Genomic DNA, 16,561 nt, shown 5'->3' with positions numbered 1-16,561 from the left:
GCTCCGGCCGGAGCGCCGCCGCGCGGCGCTGTCGGTTCCAGCGTCACCGGAACGTCACCGGCCCGCGACCGGGACCGATGAGTTCCCGGCGGCCGGGTCGTCAGCCCTTGCGACGCACCCGGATCGACCGACAACGAGGAGCAGGCATGACGACCACGTCCCAGCACCAGCACGAGGACCACACCGGGCACCACGCGGGCCACGAGCCGTCGGCCGGGGCCCTGCCGCCCGTCGTCGACCGTGAGGCCTGGCTCGCGGAACGGAACGAGCTCCTGGTCCGCGAGAAGGCTCACACCCGCGAGGGCGACGCGATCGCGGCCGCCAGGCGCCGCCTCCCGATGACGGAGGTCGAGGTCCGGGACGTCGTGGGTGACGACGGCCCCACGTCTCTGCTCGACGTCTTCGACGGGCGCGACGTGCTCCTGGTCTACAAGCACATGTTCCACACCGGCATGCCCATCGAGGACCAGTGCGAGGGTTGCACGCTGTGCATCTGGCACGTCCACGACACCTCGTACCTCGCGGCGGTGGGCGTCTCGTTCGCGGTGTTCTGCGAGGGACCGTGGGACGAGGCCGCCCAGCTCCGCGACTTCATGGGCTACACGGTTCCCTGGTACTCGGTCGCGGGGATCGACGACCCGGCGCTCGCCGGGGAGTTCGGCGCCATGGCCTGCTTCGTACGTCAGGGCGACCGCGTGTTCCTCACCTACGAGACCACGGGCCGCGGCACCGAGTCGTTCATCCCGTCGCTGCAGCTCCTGGACATGACGCCCTTCGGGCGGCAGGAGGCGTGGCAGGACTCGCCCGAGGGCCGCGTGGAGCAGCACCGGCCGGGCTGGTTCTGGCGCAAGGACGGCCGCCCGACGGCGCAGTGGTCCCGCCCGGGCGCGACGCCCGTCGACCCGGACGTGCCGCACCGGCACCACCACTGAGCACGCGCCCCCGCACCGCTGTCACCCGGAGGCCGCGGCCAGCGCCACCACCTCCGCCGCGTCGGGCACCGCCTCCTGCGCCCCGCGCCGCGTGACGGCGAGCGCCGCCGCGACGCCCGCCCGGCGCGCCGCCTCGACGAGGCCGTCGTCGCGGGCGCCGCCGCGGGCGCCGCCGCGGGCGAGGCAGGCCGCGAGCACGCCGCAGTACGTGTCGCCCGCGCCGGTGGTGTCGACCGCCTCGACCCGGATCCCCTGCAGCCGGACCGGCGACGCGCCACGCCGGGCCACGAGGCTGCCGCGGGCGCCGAGCGTGACGACGACGGCGGGGGCGCGGGCCAGCAGCGCGGCGGCGAGGTCCGGCGTCGGACCCGCACCGGCCAGGCCCGCGGCCTCGTGCTCGTTGACCACGAGCACGTCGACCTGCTCCCACAGCGCGTCCGGCAGGTGGCGCCACGGGGCGGCGTTGAGGACGAACAGCGCCCCGCGCCGCCGCGCCCGGGCAGCGTCGAGGACGACGTCGACGGGGACCTCGAGCTGGGCGAGGACGACGTCGGCCACGGCGATCCGCCCGGCCTGCGCCGGGCCCACCCGGGCGCGCGCATTGGCGCCGGGCGCGACGACGATCGCGTTCTCGCCGTCGGGTGCGACGGTGATGAGCGCTGTGCCGGTCGGGGCCGGGACACGCGCGACGACGTCGGTGCGCACGCCCGCCGCGGTGAGCGACGCGAGGAGGAGGTCCGCCGCGTCGTCGTGCCCGAGGGCGCCCACGAACGTGGTGTCCGCTCCCCCGGCGCGCGCGGCGGCGACCGCCTGGTTGGCGCCCTTGCCGCCCGGGGTACGGCGCAGGTCGCCGCCGAGGATCGTCTCGCCGCCCGCCGGGTGGCGCGGCACGTCGACCACCAGGTCGACGTTCGCCGAGCCGACGACGGCGACCCGCCCGGCACCGCCTGCTGAGGTCACTGTGGCTCCGTTCCCGAGGCTGACGACCCACACGGTACGACGCCGCCGAGGGAGTCACCTGGTCGGACCAGGTGACTCCCTCGGCGGAGGGCTGCCTGCCGAGGGAGCGCGTCCGCCGGACGGGCGCACTCCCTCGGCGAGGTGACCGCAGGGACCTGCGTCAGCGGCAGGTCACCGTGGTGTTCGACGGCGGCGCACCGCTGCCGATGTAGCCGAACGTGGTGCTGCCGCGAGCCGGGAGGTTCCCGTTCCACGATGCGTTCGTCGCGGTGGCGACGCCACCGGAGACCGTGACGTTCGAGCTCCACGACTGCGTGAGCCCGCCCGGTGCGAGGTTCCACGACGCCGACCAGCTCGTGATCGTCGCGGCCCCGGCGGTCACGGTGATCTCACCCTGGTAGCCGCCGCCCCACGAGTTCACGGTGCGGTAGGTCGCGGTGCACTTGCCCGCCGGCACGGACGGGCTGGTGGTGGCTGTGACGGGGGCCGACGCCGAGGACACGTTCCCGGCCTGGTCGCGTGCGCTCACCGTGTACTGGTACGCGGTACCCGCCGTCAGGCCGGTGTTCGTGTACGACGTGCCGGGCACCGTCGCGACGAGCGTGCCGCCGCGCCGCACCTCGTAGCCGGTCACGCCGACGTTGTCGGTCGACGCCGTCCAGGAGAGCGACGCCGACGTCTCCGTCACGCCGGTCACCTGCAGGCCGGTGGGCACGGTGGGCGCCTGGGTGTCGCCGCCCCCGGTCCCGGTGGTCGTGGCCGTCACGGCGGCCGACGCCGGGGACGTGTTCCCCGCCGCGTCACGCGCGGTCACCGTGTACTGGTACGCGGTGCTCGGGGTCAGGCCCGTGTCGGTGAACGTGGTGCCGGTGACCGTCGTCACGAGCGTGCCGCCGCGCCGCACCTCGTAGCCGGTGACGCGCACGTTGTCGGTCGACGCCGTCCAGGAGAGCGACGCCGTCGTCGACGTCGTGCCCGTGACCGTCACGCCCGTCGGCACGGTGGGCGCCACGGTGTCGGCCGGCGGCTCGCCGCCGTCGCCGAAGAGCCGGTCGTAGTCCGCGAGCGCCGTCGCGACCGCCGTCTGCGCCCAGAACCGGTGGTACCGGAACTGGGGCGCGGGACCGCCGTCGAGGTGCGCCTGGACCTTGTTCCAGTCCGGGTCGTCGAGGTAGAAGGACCGGATGTCCAGGAAGGTGGCGCCGGGGGCGACGATGTCGCCGTTCGGCATGTCGCCGGACCAGCCCGGGGGCACGTAGACGCCGTTGCCGCCGGCCACGTACTCGTCGTCGAAGCGGCCGAAGTCGCTCCGGGTCTCGACCGCGGAGACGCCCTTGGCGTCGCTGTTCTGCGTCCAGATCGCGTCGAGGAGCGCCTTCGCGGTGTCGCGCGCCTCGACGTTGCCCGACGCGGCGGCGTAGTACATGAGGGTGCGGGCGAGCGCGCCGGCGACGCCGACGTCCTGCCCGTAGCTCCTCACGTCCACGGAGAGGCCGGAGTTGCTGCCCGGGCTGGCCGGGTTCCAGGTGTCGGGCTTGCCGGTCCAGGTGAGCTCGGACGGGATCTGCCACGTCGTGTCGGTCACGGTGATGTGGTCGATGACCCACGGGACCCACTTGTCGAGCACGGCCTTGGCCTTGAGGTTGCCGGTCTCCTGGTAGAGCTGCGCGACGCGCTCGACGCCCCACCCCTGCATACCCATCCACTGGTTCGACGGCGGGTCGTTGTAGACGGGCGCCTCGGTGTACGCCATGCCGTAGAAGGTGGGCGTCCCGGCGGGGTGCGCGGCGTAGGCGCCGTCCCAGCTGTTGGTGGCGCCGCCGGCGATGCCGCCGTCGGGGGCCTGGAGCCAGGTGTAGAACTCGACCTGGCGGTCGAGGCTCTTCTGCCAGTCGGCGGTGGCCGTGGGCGACGCCGGCTGGAGGTCGGGGTCGTTGGCGAGGGCCCAGGCGGCCATCGGGTTCTGGTAGCCGAAGTGCGCGTGGCTGGAGCCGATGCGCCAGGCCCAGGGGCTCTGCGTGTTGAGCGCGCCGCCCCAGGCGTAGTACCAGGACAGCAGGTAGTGGGCGCTGGTCCGGCCGCTGCCGGCGGCGCACGACTGCGACTGGCAGCCGATGGTCTTGAAGTACTTGTCGAAGAGCGCGTACCGCAGGTAGTCGCCCATCTTGGACGCCTTGCCGACGGTCGAGGCGACGGCCTCGGGCTGGCCCTGCTCGGTGGCGAACTTGTTGGCCCAGTAGGCGGCCTCGATGGCGCGGGCGTCGGCGTCGGGCGCGTTGGTGTACTTCCACTGCTTCGCGTACGACCCGTCCCCGGTGAAGATGTCGAGGAAGCCGTTGGGGCCGCCGTAGCTGAAGTCGTCGATCGACGGCTGCGGGATGGTCTCCCAGACGGACTCCTGCGGGCCGCGCTGGAAGGTGTTGATGTACGACGTGCCCTCGTACGTGGGGCCGAGCAGCGTCGAGGAGCCCGGTGCGGCGCCGAAGCCGTAGACGTTGTCGACGTCGGCGAGCCAGTGCATGCCGTAGATCTCGGAGGTGCCGTAGGTCGAGCGGAGCTCGGCGGCGATCGGGTCGGTCCCCACGGAGACGCCGCTGTTGAGCGCCGAGGGGTACTGGCTCGGGTGGTTGTACTCGGAGGCGTACGTGGCGGGGCTGTTCGGGTTGTACGCGCCGTTGGTGGGCTGGTTCTCCGTCTGCGGGATCATGTACTCCTCGAGCGTGTCCCAGGCGTGGTTGAACGGGGCCCAGTCCCCGGTCACCTGCCCGTACGACGTCTCGAGCCAGAGCCAGAACGAGTACGCCTCGGACGTGGTCTCGTGCCCGTAGTCGGGGGCCTCCACCATGAGGGTCTCGACGGCGTGGTACGGGATGCCCTGCGGCGAGAAGTACCCGTTCGCCGGGTCGTGGATCTTGTCGTACAGCTCGAGGAAGCGCTGCGTGTACTCGCCGTCCGCGAGGGCCGTCACGTCGGCCTTCGCCGGCGCGGCCGAGACCTGGCCGGCGGCGGTCGCGGGCTGGACCGCCGCGAGGCCGGCCAGCACGAGGGCCGTCGATGCGAGCACGGCGGCGGCGCCCGCGCGCCGGCGTCCGGGCGGGGCGGGCGGGCGCGCCGCCCGCACGGTGGATCCTTGTCGTCGCATGGTGTTGACTCCTTCGTCGGGAAGCTCGTCAGCGAGCACCTCACGGGGCCCGGCCAGGGTCGGGCCTGGCCACTGTCGCCCTGGCCTCCGGGCCCCACAACGCCCTTAACCGATTCAGTAGAAACCGCGAGATCCCGCCTGGTAAGCGCCTTCCGAAGCCGTATCGGTTCGATCCGCGGGGAGCCGCGGGCTCCGGGCGGATCGGGGTCCGGGTCATCCCCCGGGATGACGGCGCGGGCCACCGGATCCGTTCGCGGGGCGACGCGCGCCACGACCCTTCGTTGCGAGCCTGGACCCATGACACCGCTCCTGCAGGCCCGGGACCTCACCATGCACTACCCCGGAACCGCCGCCCCGGCCCTCGACTCCGTCTCCCTCGATGTCCGGCCCGGCGAGACCGTGGCGATCATGGGAGCGTCCGGCTCGGGCAAGTCCACGCTGCTGCACTGCCTCGCCGGGATCCTCCGCCCCACGGGCGGCGGCGTCACGTTCGCGGCGGCCTCGGGGCCCGTCCAGGTCGAGGCCCTGGACGACGCCGGGCGCTCCCGCCTGCGTCGCGAGGAGATCGGCTTCGTCTTCCAGCAGGGGCTGCTCCTCAACGAGCTGACGGCGCTGGAGAACGTGGCGGTCGCGCGCATGCTGGGCGGGGCCACCCGGGCGCAGGCGGAGGCCGAGGCCGCGCACTGGCTCGGCGGCCTGGGCCTCGCGGGCCTGGAGCACCGGCGGCTCGGCGAGCTGTCCGGCGGCCAGGCGCAGCGCGTGGCCATCGCCCGCGCGCAGGTCACCGGCGCGCGGTTGATCTTCGCCGACGAGCCCACCGGCGCCCTCGACTCGGCGACGTCCGTCGAGGTCCTCGACCTCCTGCTCGGCACGGTGCGCGAGGGGCGCACCGTCGTGGTCGTCACGCACGACGCCGACGTCGCGCGCCGCTGCGCCCGCACCGTCGTCCTCCGGGACGGCCGGGTCGTCTCGGACACCTCCCGGGCCGACGACGCCGCACTCACCCCGGGGTCCGGCCGATGAGCACGCTGACCACCTCCGTGCGGCTGGCCGGCCTGTTCGCCCGCCGCCGCGACGGCGACCGGCTCGCCGCCCTGCTCCCCCTCGTGTCGTTCACGCTGGTCACGGCCCTCCTGCTGCTGGTGCTGGGCGGCGCGCAGGCGTTCTTCTCCTGGGACGACGACCTCGGCACCATGTACCGGCTGCTCGCCGTGATCGGCCTGGTGCTGCTCGTGATCCCGCTCGCCACCGTCGGCGCGTCGGCCGCCCGCCTCGCGGCCCGGCGCCGCGACGAACGGCTCGCCTCCCTGCGGCTCCTGGGCGCGACGACGGGCACCGTCACGCTCCTCACCGTCTTCGAGGCCGTCGCGACGGCGTTCGCAGGGGCGCTGCTCGGCACCGTCCTGTACACCGTGACCGCGCCGCTCGTGGGCCTCCTCCACTTCCGCGGCGAGGCGCTCGGCGCGCAGGTCTGGCTGCCGTGGACCTGGCCGCCGGTGGTCGTCGTGGCCGTCACCCTGCTCGCCGCGCTCAGTGCGGTGGCGGGCCTGCGCGCGGTCGTCGTCACGCCGCTCGGCGTCCGCAACCGGCAGCGGCCCGGCACCGCCCACTGGGGCCGGCTCGTCCTGGCCGTCGGGGCGCTGGTCCTCGGGACGCTGATCACGGCGACGCTGAGCGGTCTCGCGCAGCTCGCCGGCACCGTCGGGATCATCGGCGGGATGGCCGTCGCGTTCGGGGCCATGCTGCTGGCGCTGGACGCCGTCGGCCCGTGGGTCGTGCGTCTCGTGGCACGGCGCCGCCACCGCCACGCCAGGACCGTGCCCCGCCTCCTCGCAGCACGCATGGTCCTCGACGACCCCAAGGGGGCCTGGCGGCAGGTCGCCGGCGTGGCCGTGACGAGCTACGTCGGCGTCTTCGGCGCCGTGGGCCTCGCGATCGCCGGCATGACCGACACGAGCGACCTGCCGCCCGACGAGCGCTGGCTCATGCACGACATCTCGACCGGCATCTTCGTGACCGTGGCCGCGTCGTTCCTCATGGTGGCCTGCTCGGTCGGCATCAACCAGGCCGCGACGACGCTCGACCGCGGGGCCGTGCACGTGTCCCTCGACCGGCTGGGCGTGCCGCGCACGGTCATGGCCGAGGCGTCCCGCCGGGCGGTGATGTCGTCGCTGTGGATCGTCGCCGGCGGGTCGGCCGCGTGCGCGGCCGTGATGATCTTCCCGCTCGTCGGCTACGCGATCTTCCTCCAGCCGACGGCGTTCCTCACCGCGGGGGCGGTGTTCGCCGCCGGGTTCCTGACGATCCGGGGAGCCGCCGCGATCGCGGCCCGGCTGGTCCCGGGCATCCTGGCCGCACCCGAGCGGGTGCTCTGACGGCCGCACCTGTCCGGGACCGATGAGTTGCGCCCGGCTGCGTCGTCGGACGGGGTATGACCACCCACGCAACCACCAGCCGCGGCGACAGCGTCGCCTACGACCTGCGCGGCTCCGGCCCCGCCCTCGTCTTCGTCACGGGGGCGGGGCCCGACCGCGCGACCGACCCCGTGACCACCGCGACCGCCGAGCTCGCCTCGGCACAGGGCCTGACCACCGTCGTGTTCGACCGGCTCGGCCGCGGCGAGAGCCCCGCCGAGGGCCGCCTCGACCTGGACCGCGAGCTCGATGCCATCGCCACGATGATCGAGGCCTCGGGCGGGTCCGCCGTCCTGTGCGGCCACTCGTCCGGGTGCTCCCTCTCGCTCGCGGCGGCCGACCGCGGCCTGCCCGTGACCGGCCTCGCGCTCTGGGAGGCACCGCTCAGCGACCCGGCCGCCGTGACCCAGGCCTGGGCCGACGAGATCGAGCGCCTCCTCGACGCCGGCGACCACGAGAACGCCATGCGGCACTACATGAAGGACATGCCGCCGGAGTGGCTCGCGGGGATGGAGTCGTCGCCCGACTGGCCGGTGCTGGCGCGGACCGTGGCGTCCTACCGGGCCGACGCGCAGTCCCTCGCCTGGGCGCAGCGAGCGATCGAGGACCAGCGGCTCGGCGAGATCGGCGTGCCCGTCCTCGCCGCCTACGGCACGGAGACCTTCCCCGGGATGCCGGAAGCGGCGTCGGCCATCGCGGCGGGCGTGCCGGACGGTTCGGCCAAGGCCGTTCCCGGCGCATGGCACAGCTGGGAGCCGGAGGCCATGGCCGCCGAGCTGGTGGCGTTCACGAAGCGGTGCGCGGGCGTCGCCGCCTGAGTGCGAGACTTCCGGCATGACGGACGACTGGGCGAGGCAGCGGGCCGAGGCGGTGCGCGTGCAGGCCGAGCGCCTGCAGGCGCGCCAGGACGCCGAGCACGCCCGGGCGTCGGCCCTGCTGCACGAGTTCGTCGCGGCCGCCGTGACCGCCGGCCTGCCTCCGGAGGAGCTGCAGGTGCGCGGGTACGGCGGCCGGGGCGTCGCCCGCACGCCGCTGCGCGGCTGGTACCTGCGCGTCGACCGCACCGCCGGGGTGAGCACGGACGGCGACTTCTACGTGCTCACCGCGCCGCTCTCGCTGCTCGACCGGGTCCGCGGCGTCCGGCCCGCACCGAAGAGGCCCCCGCTGATCCTCGGGGCGGGCGGCAAGGACGGCGACTCGGTCGAGCTCGCCGACGCGCTCGAGCGTCTGCTCCCGGGCTGGCGGTCGCGGTAGCGGGTCGCCGGCCGCCCTCGCGGCGCGGCCGCCGGGCCCTGTCGCGGTAGGCGACGGCGCGGCGCCCGGCGCGCCGGGTGAATCCATGACCACCATCCGGGAACCGGTTGACGTACGGCTGACCTGATCAGCACGCTCCCCGTGCGGGCCCTCGCCTGTGTCAGACGCCGACGACGCACGTCCGACCGGAAGGACAGCCATGTCCCGAACCGCCGTCAGCAGCGCTGCCAGCCCCGCCGCTCCGCCGCCCGTCCGCCGCAGGACGGTCGCCGCCCTCGCGGCGGTCGGGCTCACGGCCGTGGCGCTCTTCTCCGGTGTCGCCGGCGGCCTCGCCTCGGCCCACGCCGACGCCGCGCCGGCGGGAGGCGCTGTGGGTGATGCGACCCTCGACCGGGGACTCGTCGGACCCGCCGTCATCACTCCACCGCCGAGCTCACCGCCCGCCGGGACGCCGCCCGCTCTGCGGAGCAGCTGCCAGATCCCGCCCGTCGCCCCCGGTACGGCGGTCTGGCCGCTGTGCTGGGTGACGTCCGCCGCCACGATCCTCGGCCCGTGGGACGTCTACCAGCTCCGGTGGGACGGCACGTTCGAACGGGTGCTCCACGTCTCGGACACCTGGACCACGACCGTGCGGTCCCCGGGCACGGGCCTCATCGGCACGTTCTTCATCCAGGATGCCGGCGCGGTCGACCCCGCCTCCGACCTCCTGAACGTCGCGTCGGTCGGCGGCCCCGTGACCGGGCCGGTCCCCACCCCGACGGGCCCCCGGCCCTCGACCCCGGTCGCGGTGTCGTGCGGCACGACGTCGGCCCCCGCCGTCTGCTGGGACCCGGCGACCGTGTTCACCGGCGCCATCGTGCGGTACGACGTCTTCCGGCGCGCCGCCGTCGGCTACGAACGGGTCGCCAGCGTGGACGCGGCCACCACCCGTGCGGACCTCCCGCCCCGAGCCTCCGGCGACCAGCTCCTCTACGTCGCCGCGTTCTCCGACAGCGGCACCATCAGCCCCGTGTCGCAGCCCGTCCGGATCGCGGTACCCCCGCACCTGTCGTGCGACGTCCGCCACCACCACTACCCGTGGGACGCCGGCTTCACGTCGAACCTCACGCTCACGAACACCGGCACCACGCCGGTGGACGGCTGGACGCTCCGGTTCGACGTCGGTCCCGCCCTCCAGCTGACCCACGGCTGGAACGCCGTCTGGTCGCAGACGGGAACCGTCGTCACCGCGGACAGCGCGGCCTGGAACGCGGCGGTCCCGCCCGGCGGTTCGGTGACGCTCGGCCTGGTCGGTGCCAGACAGCCGGGCGCACCGTTCGTCCCGCCCACGGTCTTCACGGTCGACGGCGCCCCCTGCACCACCTCCTCCTGACGAAGCTCCTCCGACCGGAAGGACCGCCATGTCCCGAACCGCTGCCAGCAGAGCCGCTGGCCCCCGCGCCGCCCGCCGTCGGACGGCCGCGGCCGTCGCTGTCGCGACCCTCACGGCGCTCGGCCTCGCCACCGGCGTACTGGGCGGCGTAGCCGCACAGGCCGACGCCGGACCCGCACCGCTCACGACCCCGTACCCGACCTCCACCTCGGACGTCCCCACCTGGGGCCGCATGTGCATGCCGCCGCCGATGGTCCCGGGCAACGCGATGTGGGTGCTGTGCTGGACGCCGCCCCCTGTCGCCGCCGACCAACCCTGGGAGCTGCACCAGCTCACGTGGGACGGCGATTTCGTGCGCTACCCCGGCTCGGCGGACCCGCGGACGGTCATCCTCTCGGCCCCGCGGACGGGCCTGGTCGGCACGTTCTTCGTGCGCGACGCGGGCGGGATCGCGCCCGCCTCCGACCTGACCAACGCCTGGTCGATGGGCGGCCCCGTCCCGACACCCACGAACTGGCCCACCCCGACCCCGACGGCGATCCGCCAGCCGTCGACCCCCACGGCGCACTCGTGCGGGACCGCGACCGCCGCCGCGGTGTGCTGGAGCCCGGTGACCACCTACGGCAGCACCGTCGTGCGGTACGACGTCTTCCGCAAGACGCGCGCCGGCTACGAGCGCGTGGGCCGGGTGGACGGGAACGCCACGCGCGCCGACCTTCCCAGCCTGCCGACGGGCCACCACACGCTGCACGTCGCCGCGTTCGACTCTGTCCGAAACGTGAGCGGCGCGTCGGCACCCGTGCGGGTCTCGGTCGAAGCCCCCCAGGTGCTGTGCGAGGTGCGCTACCGCCACACGGTCTGGGGCACCGGCTTCACGTCGGACCTCACGATCACCAACACCGGTGCGACGCCCGTCGAGGGCTGGACCCTCGAGTACGACCTCGTCCCTGGCCCGCAGGTCACGAGCGGCTGGAACGCCACCTGGTCGCAGTCCGGCACCACCGTCACCGCGGCCGCCGCGCCGTGGAACGCGGTGATCCCGCCCGGCGGCTCGGTCACGCTGGGCGCACTCGGCACGCACCCGCCGGGATCGGAGATCGTCCCGCCCACCGGGTTCACTCTCGACGGCGCCGCCTGCACCGCCTCCTGAGCCCGAAACGTCCGAGCCCGTAGTGCCGGCCTCACGCCCCCGGCCTGTCGATCACCCGGGACATCACCAGCGCCGTCCGCGTCTTGACGACATGGGCGGCCGTGCGGATGCGCTCCACGGTGCTCTCGATCTCCGCCATGCTCGACGCCATGATGTGCACCATCGCGTCGGCGTCGCCGGTCACCGTCGACACGCGCACCACCTCGGGGATGGGGCCGAGCTCGCGCTCCAGCATGGCGGGCGACACGATGCCCGAGCAGAAGATCTCGACGTAGCCCTCGAGGATCCAGCCCATCGCCTGCGGGTCCACCCGGACGGTGAACCCGGCGATCTCCCCGCGCGCGAGCATGAGGTCCACCCGCCGCTTGACGGCGGGGGCCGAGAGGCCCACCGCGCTGCCGATCTCCTGGTACGTGGCGCGCCCGTCGAGGAGGAGCCGCTCGACGATCGCCCGGTTCAGTGCGTCCATGAACGAATCGTTCAGCACAGGGCTCGATGACGCAAGAAACCGCTACGAAAGACGCAACAGAAGCCACTACGTTGCGCGACGGCGGGATCGTAGCCTCTGCCACATGACGCAGCGCACCGCCTCACCCAGGCACTTCCTGATGTGTCCGCCCACCTACTTCGACGTGGTCTACGCCATCAACCCCTGGATGGACCTGTCGAACCCCGTGGACACCGACCTCGCCGTCGCGCAGTGGGAGACCCTCAAGGCGACGTACGAGTCCCGCGGCCACCGGGTCGACGTGATCCGCCCCGAGCCCGGGCTGCCCGACATGGTCTACGCGGCCAACGGCGGCATCGTCGTGGGCGGGCGTGCCCTCGCCGCGCGCTTCACCTACCCCGAGCGGGCCGCCGAGGGCCCCGCGTACGAGCGCTGGTTCGCCACCGAGGGCGCACCCGCCTACACGTCGCTCGGCCAGTCCACCGAGGTCATGGAGGGTGAGGGCGACCTCCTCGTCACCGGCGACCTGCTGCTCGCCGGCACCGGCTTCCGCACCACGCCCGCCGCGCACGCCGAGGCCGCGGAGCGCCTGGGCCTGGCCGAGCAGGGCATCACCCTCGTCCCGCTCGAGCTGGTCGACCCGCGCTACTACCACCTCGACACCGCCCTCGCGATGCTCGACGACGGCTCGGTCAGCGGCACCCGCACCGTCGCGTACTACCCCGAGGCGTTCAGCCCCGCCGCCCAGGAGACGCTGCGCGAGCTCTTCCCCGACGCGGTGATCGCGAGCGCCGAGGACGCCGCCGTCCTGGGCCTCAATATCGTGTCCGACGGCCTGCACGTGTTTCTCAGCGACCGCGCCACGCGCCTCTCCGACGACCTCAAGGACCGCGGGTTCGTGCCCGTGGGGATCGACCTGTCCGAGCTGCTCAAGGGCGGCGGCTCGGTGAAGTGCTGCACGCTCGAGCTGCGCCCCGCCGTCGGCCCCCTCACCTCGGAGATGACGCGATGACCACCGTCCCGTTCCTCGACGTCGCCGCGACCGCCCGCTGGGTGGCGCGCCGCGGGCCGGAGGCCGTGATCGCGTCCCTGACGGACGCGCTCGAGCGTGACTTCGCGCGCTGGCCGGAGCTCGACAAGCGGCCCCGCATCGCGACGCACTCGCACGAGGGCGTCATCGAGCTCATGCCCACGTCGGACGAGGAGACCTACGGCTTCAAGCTCGTCAACGGCCACCCGAGCAACCCGGCGCGCGGCTTCCAGACCGTGACGGCGATCGGGATTCTCGCCGAGGTGCACAACGGCTACCCGTCGTTCCTCGCGGAGATGACGCTGCTCACGGCGCTGCGGACGGCCGCGACGTCGGCGCTCGCCGCGCGGTACCTCGCCCCGGCCGGTGCGCGCACCCTCGCCCTGATCGGGTGCGGTTCGCAGGCGGAGTTCCAGGCGCTCGGCATGCGCGCCGAGCTCGGGATCGAGACGCTGCGCGTCTTCGACGTCGACCCGGCGGCCATGGACAAGCTGGCACGGCACGCGAAGGCGCTGGGGTTCGACGTCGTCCTGGCGCACGACGCCGCCGACGCGGCCCGCGGGGCCCAGGTCATCACGACCTGCACCGCCGACAAGCAGAACGCGACGGTGCTGCACGACGCCGACGTGCCCGCGGGCGTCCTGATCAACGGGATCGGCGGCGACTGCCCGGGCAAGACGGAGCTCGATCCCGCGATCGTCGCGCGGGCGAGCGTCTTCGTGGAGCTCACGGAGCAGACGCGGATCGAGGGCGAGATCCAGCGTCAGGCGCCGGACTTCCCGGTGACCGAGCTGTGGGAGGTCGTGACCGGGCGCGCGCCGGGGCGCCGCAGCGAGGACGAGCTGGTCGTGTGGGACTCGGTCGGGTTCGCCGTCGAGGACTGGAGCGCGCTGAGGTACGTGCGCGACGACGTGACGACGTCGGCCCCCGAGCTGCTGCAGCACCTGGACCTCATCGCGGAGCCGGCCGACCCGAAGGACCTGTACTCGCTGGTGGCGGAGGCCTGATCGTGGCGGATGCCGCCACCTGAGGGGGGCGACGGAGCCCCAGTACGCGACCAGGCAGCTGTTCCCCGTCTCGGGCGGATTCGGGCAACGGCTGCCTGGTCGCGGCATGTCACACAGCGGCCGACGCGTGCTGTCAGGCGGGCACCCGGGAGTACGTCAGGTACAGCGCGCCGCTGCCGAGGACCGTGTGGTCCGTGAGCTCCCAGCTGCGCGCGTCGAACGCGGCGTCCCGGCCGAACAGCGGGATGCCCGCACCGATGGTCAGGGGGGCCAGCTTGACGACGAGCTGGTCGATCTCCCGGTACAGCGCACCCGCCAGGGCGCCGCCCCCGACGAGCCAGAGGTCCTTCCCGTCCTGCTGCTTGAGCTCCCGGACGGTGGCCACGGGGTCGCCCGACACGACCTCCACGGCCGGGTCCGGGCTCTCGCCGAGGGAGCGGGAGAACACCAGGTGGCGCAGGTGCGGGAAGGCGTCGGTCACGCCGGCCTTCAGGCCCACCTCGTAGGAGTTACGCCCTTCGAGGACGGTGTCGAAGCGTGCCCCCTCAGCCGTGATGCCGAGCGCCTGCCGGGCGGGGCCGGGCAGCGTCTCGGGGTACTCGGAGACCAGGTGCAGCAGGTAGTCCTCGGGGATGGGCCAGAAGCCGCCCGGGCCGGTGGGGTCGGCGCCGTCGGGACCGGCGACGAACCCGTCCAGGGTCGAGGCGACGAAGTAGACGAGCTTGCGCATGTGGGACCTTTCGTCGGGGGGCAAAGCCCCTAGCATCCGTGACGACGTCCTGACCTGCAACTATGCCCTCGTCCGACTCAAGGTTGAGCACCCTCCGCCGCCGCCAGGCCCGTGTCCAGCCGCTCCAGGAGGTCGGCGAGCGCCGCCTGGTCAGCGGCACCGAGCCCCGCGACGAGCGTCTCCTCGTGGGTCAGCAGCTCCCCCACGACGCGCTCGACGAGCCGGTGCCCGGCGTCGGTCAGGGTCACGGCGACCGCCCGGCGGGAGGCGTCCGACGTCGTCCGCGTCACCAGACCGTCCCGCTCCGCCCGTGCGACGCGCTGCGAGATCGCGCCCGCGGTCACCAGGGTCTGGGCGGCCAGCTCGCGGGTGGTGAGCCGCCAGGGCTCGCCCGCGCGGCGCAGGGTGGCGAGCAGGTCGAGGGTCGCGGCGTCGACGCCGAGCCGGTCGAGGGTGCGGCGCCGGTCGTCGGTGAGCCGCTTGGCCACCCGTCGCAGCGGGGTGAGCACCCGGATGGACGACGTCGGCACGCCGGGCAGCTCGCGTTCCCAGGCGTCGGCGATGCGGTGGGGCGGTACTGCGCCCCGGTCTGCGGCAGTCATCGGCAGGTCCTCGGCTCGGCTATGTTTAGATCTAAACCTAGTGGATCGGAGAGCCACCATGCCTCGTCTCGTCCTTGTCACCGGCGGTTCCGGCGGGATCGGCCGCGCCGTCGCACGACGCCTCGTCGCGGCGGGCGACGACGTCGTCCTCACCGGCCGCCACGCCGACACCCTCGACGCTGCTGCCGCAGACACCGGCGCACGTGCCGTCGTCTGCGACGCGGCCGACCCCGCGCAGGTGGAGGCGCTCGTCGGCGGCCTGCCCCGGCCGGTCGACGTGCTCGTCGCCCTGGCCGGAGGCAACACGGACTTCGACACGACGGGCACGCCCGCCGGCCTCGCGGGAGTCGCCGACGCGTGGCGCGCGAACCTCGACGCCAACCTGATCAGCACGGTCCTGGTCACCACGGCGGTGCTGGAGACCATGCCGTCCGGCGGGACGGTCGTCACGGTCGGGTCCATCGGCGCCGAGTACGCGTCGTCGTCGTACGGGGTCGCCAAGGCGGCGGTGCAGGCGTGGACCGCGGGGCTGTCGTCCGCCGTCGGGCCGCGAGGCATCACGGCGAACTGCGTGGCGCCCGGCTACATCGAGGACACGGGCTACTTCAAGGGGCGGCTGACGGCCGAGCGCCGGGACGCCCTGATCGCGGCGACGCACGACAGGCGCCCGGGCACCCCCGACGACGTCGCCGCGCTGGTGCAGTTCCTCGCCTCCCCCGGCGCCCGGCACGTCACGGGCCAGACCCTCCACGTGAACGGCGGCGCCCGGACGACGCGGTGAGCCCGGGCGCGACGAGCCGCGTCAGTGGGTCAGCTTGAGCCCGATGACGCAGCCCACCAGGCCCGCGAGGAGCAGCAGGCGGACCACCGAGAACGGCTCCGTGCCGGTGACCATCGCGTAGGTGACGGTGAGTGCTGCGCCGATGCCGACCCAGACGGCGTATGCGGTGCCGACGGGCAGGTCGCGCATCGCGTAGGCGAGGCCCGCCATGCTCGCGACCAGGCTGGTCCCGAAGACGAGGGTGGGTGCCAGGCGCGTGAAGCCTTCGGTGCGGCCGAGGGCGGTGGCCCATACGGCCTCGAGGACGCCGGAGACGACGAGAACGATCCAGGACACGGTGTACTCCCCTGAGCCGTCTTGTCGCGCACCGGGTACGGCATCCCTCGTCCGGGGACCGCTGGGAGGTCCTGAGAACGACCCTGTCACACGGCTCGACCCTGGACAAGCGCCCGCGTGGTGCCGTCGCTCACCATGCGGTATGCGCGGTGTGGGACTCTGGGCTGGACGTTCGGAGGCGTGATGGACGAGGTCGCAAACCTGATCCCGGGCCGACGCGCAATCAAGCCGCCCGACAGGCCCTGGATCCGTGGACGCCTATCCCGCTCCCGCCGTTCCACTGGATGGCGTTTCTGCAGGTGACGGCCACATACGTCTGTCACTGATGACTCTGGCCCGCATTGGATGCGGGGTGGGAAGTCACCCTCGTGAGTGCGATTGTATTCCAGTGGTAACGGTCAGT

At 73.7% G+C, this 16,561-nt stretch carries 16 protein-coding genes and 1 riboswitch; of the genes, 10 read left to right on the top strand and 6 right to left on the bottom strand.

The annotated features are described in order from the left end of the window. Nucleotides 1–146 precede the first annotated feature (146 nt). Nucleotides 147–932, top strand: a complete 786-nt coding sequence (locus tag AC060K_RS10195; RefSeq protein ID WP_483765328.1) for a DUF899 family protein — start codon at nt 147–149, stop codon at nt 930–932. A gap of 21 nt (nt 933–953) precedes the next feature. Here AC060K_RS10195 and AC060K_RS10190 read toward each other — a convergent pair whose 3' ends face one another. After that, on the bottom strand, nt 954–1,892 hold the full coding sequence (locus tag AC060K_RS10190; RefSeq protein WP_483765327.1) for a ribokinase: 939 nt from the start codon (nt 1,890–1,892) through the stop codon (nt 954–956). 160 nt (nt 1,893–2,052) lie between these two features. Beyond that, entirely contained in the window at nt 2,053–5,034 is a 2,982-nt protein-coding gene (locus AC060K_RS10185; RefSeq protein ID WP_483765326.1) for a glycoside hydrolase family 48 protein, read from the bottom strand. Between the two features lie 297 nt (nt 5,035–5,331). Between AC060K_RS10185 and AC060K_RS10180 the strand changes: the two genes are divergently transcribed. The 6 genes from AC060K_RS10180 (at nt 5,332) to AC060K_RS10155 (ending at nt 11,224) form a co-directional block, all read left to right on the top strand. After that, the gene (locus tag AC060K_RS10180; RefSeq protein WP_483765325.1) at nt 5,332–6,057 is read left to right on the top strand and encodes an ABC transporter ATP-binding protein; all 726 of its coding nucleotides are present in this window, start codon (nt 5,332–5,334) and stop codon (nt 6,055–6,057) included. Next, on the top strand, nt 6,054–7,409 hold the full coding sequence (locus tag AC060K_RS10175; protein ID WP_483765324.1) for an FtsX-like permease family protein: 1,356 nt from the start codon (nt 6,054–6,056) through the stop codon (nt 7,407–7,409). Before AC060K_RS10180 ends, AC060K_RS10175 begins: the two co-directional genes overlap by 4 nt. A gap of 56 nt (nt 7,410–7,465) precedes the next feature. Continuing rightward, nucleotides 7,466–8,266 carry an alpha/beta fold hydrolase gene (locus AC060K_RS10170; protein WP_483765323.1) on the top strand — a complete coding sequence of 267 codons (801 nt, stop codon included), beginning with the start codon at nt 7,466–7,468 and terminating at the stop codon, nt 8,264–8,266. Between the two features lie 16 nt (nt 8,267–8,282). Further along, nucleotides 8,283–8,702 carry a hypothetical protein gene (locus tag AC060K_RS10165; protein ID WP_483765322.1) on the top strand — a complete coding sequence of 140 codons (420 nt, stop codon included), beginning with the start codon at nt 8,283–8,285 and terminating at the stop codon, nt 8,700–8,702. A 199-nt stretch (nt 8,703–8,901) separates the two neighbouring features. Continuing rightward, nucleotides 8,902–10,074 (top strand): cellulose binding domain-containing protein, encoded by a 1,173-nt coding sequence (locus AC060K_RS10160; protein WP_483765321.1) that lies wholly within the window; start codon nt 8,902–8,904, stop codon nt 10,072–10,074. A 28-nt stretch (nt 10,075–10,102) separates the two neighbouring features. Next, nucleotides 10,103–11,224, top strand: coding sequence for a cellulose binding domain-containing protein (locus tag AC060K_RS10155; protein ID WP_483765320.1), 1,122 nt, complete (start codon nt 10,103–10,105; stop codon nt 11,222–11,224). Between the two features lie 31 nt (nt 11,225–11,255). Here AC060K_RS10155 and AC060K_RS10150 read toward each other — a convergent pair whose 3' ends face one another. Further along, entirely contained in the window at nt 11,256–11,693 is a 438-nt protein-coding gene (locus AC060K_RS10150) for an Lrp/AsnC family transcriptional regulator (RefSeq protein WP_483765319.1), read from the bottom strand. 103 nt (nt 11,694–11,796) lie between these two features. Between AC060K_RS10150 and ddaH the strand changes: the two genes are divergently transcribed. Together ddaH and AC060K_RS10140 are read left to right on the top strand one after the other, a co-directional pair. Next, nucleotides 11,797–12,684, top strand: coding sequence for a dimethylargininase (ddaH, locus tag AC060K_RS10145; RefSeq protein ID WP_483765318.1), 888 nt, complete (start codon nt 11,797–11,799; stop codon nt 12,682–12,684). Beyond that, nucleotides 12,681–13,709 (top strand): ornithine cyclodeaminase, encoded by a 1,029-nt coding sequence (locus tag AC060K_RS10140; protein WP_483765317.1) that lies wholly within the window; start codon nt 12,681–12,683, stop codon nt 13,707–13,709. The genes ddaH and AC060K_RS10140 overlap by 4 nt, the downstream gene beginning before the upstream one ends. Before the next feature lie 133 nt (nt 13,710–13,842). Here AC060K_RS10140 and AC060K_RS10135 read toward each other — a convergent pair whose 3' ends face one another. After that, nucleotides 13,843–14,439, bottom strand: a complete 597-nt coding sequence (locus tag AC060K_RS10135; RefSeq protein WP_483765316.1) for a dihydrofolate reductase family protein — start codon at nt 14,437–14,439, stop codon at nt 13,843–13,845. Between the two features lie 77 nt (nt 14,440–14,516). Further along, nucleotides 14,517–15,041, bottom strand: a complete 525-nt coding sequence (locus tag AC060K_RS10130) for a MarR family winged helix-turn-helix transcriptional regulator (RefSeq protein ID WP_483765315.1) — start codon at nt 15,039–15,041, stop codon at nt 14,517–14,519. A gap of 58 nt (nt 15,042–15,099) precedes the next feature. Here AC060K_RS10130 and AC060K_RS10125 point away from each other — a divergent pair, with 58 nt between their 5' ends. Next, nucleotides 15,100–15,822, top strand: coding sequence for an SDR family NAD(P)-dependent oxidoreductase (locus AC060K_RS10125; protein WP_483765314.1), 723 nt, complete (start codon nt 15,100–15,102; stop codon nt 15,820–15,822). A 21-nt stretch (nt 15,823–15,843) separates the two neighbouring features. Here the strand turns inward: AC060K_RS10125 and AC060K_RS10120 are convergent, their stop codons facing one another. After that, entirely contained in the window at nt 15,844–16,158 is a 315-nt protein-coding gene (locus AC060K_RS10120; RefSeq protein WP_483765313.1) for a DMT family transporter, read from the bottom strand. A gap of 10 nt (nt 16,159–16,168) precedes the next feature. Further along, nucleotides 16,169–16,233, bottom strand: a riboswitch (guanidine-III (ykkC-III) riboswitch). Nucleotides 16,234–16,561: the final 328 nt, after the last annotated feature.

It is taken from the genome of Antribacter sp. NEAU-D49 (assembly GCF_057158775.1).
The sequence above is the reverse complement of the archived record's forward strand: the minus strand, read 5'-3'. Positions and strand labels throughout refer to the sequence as shown.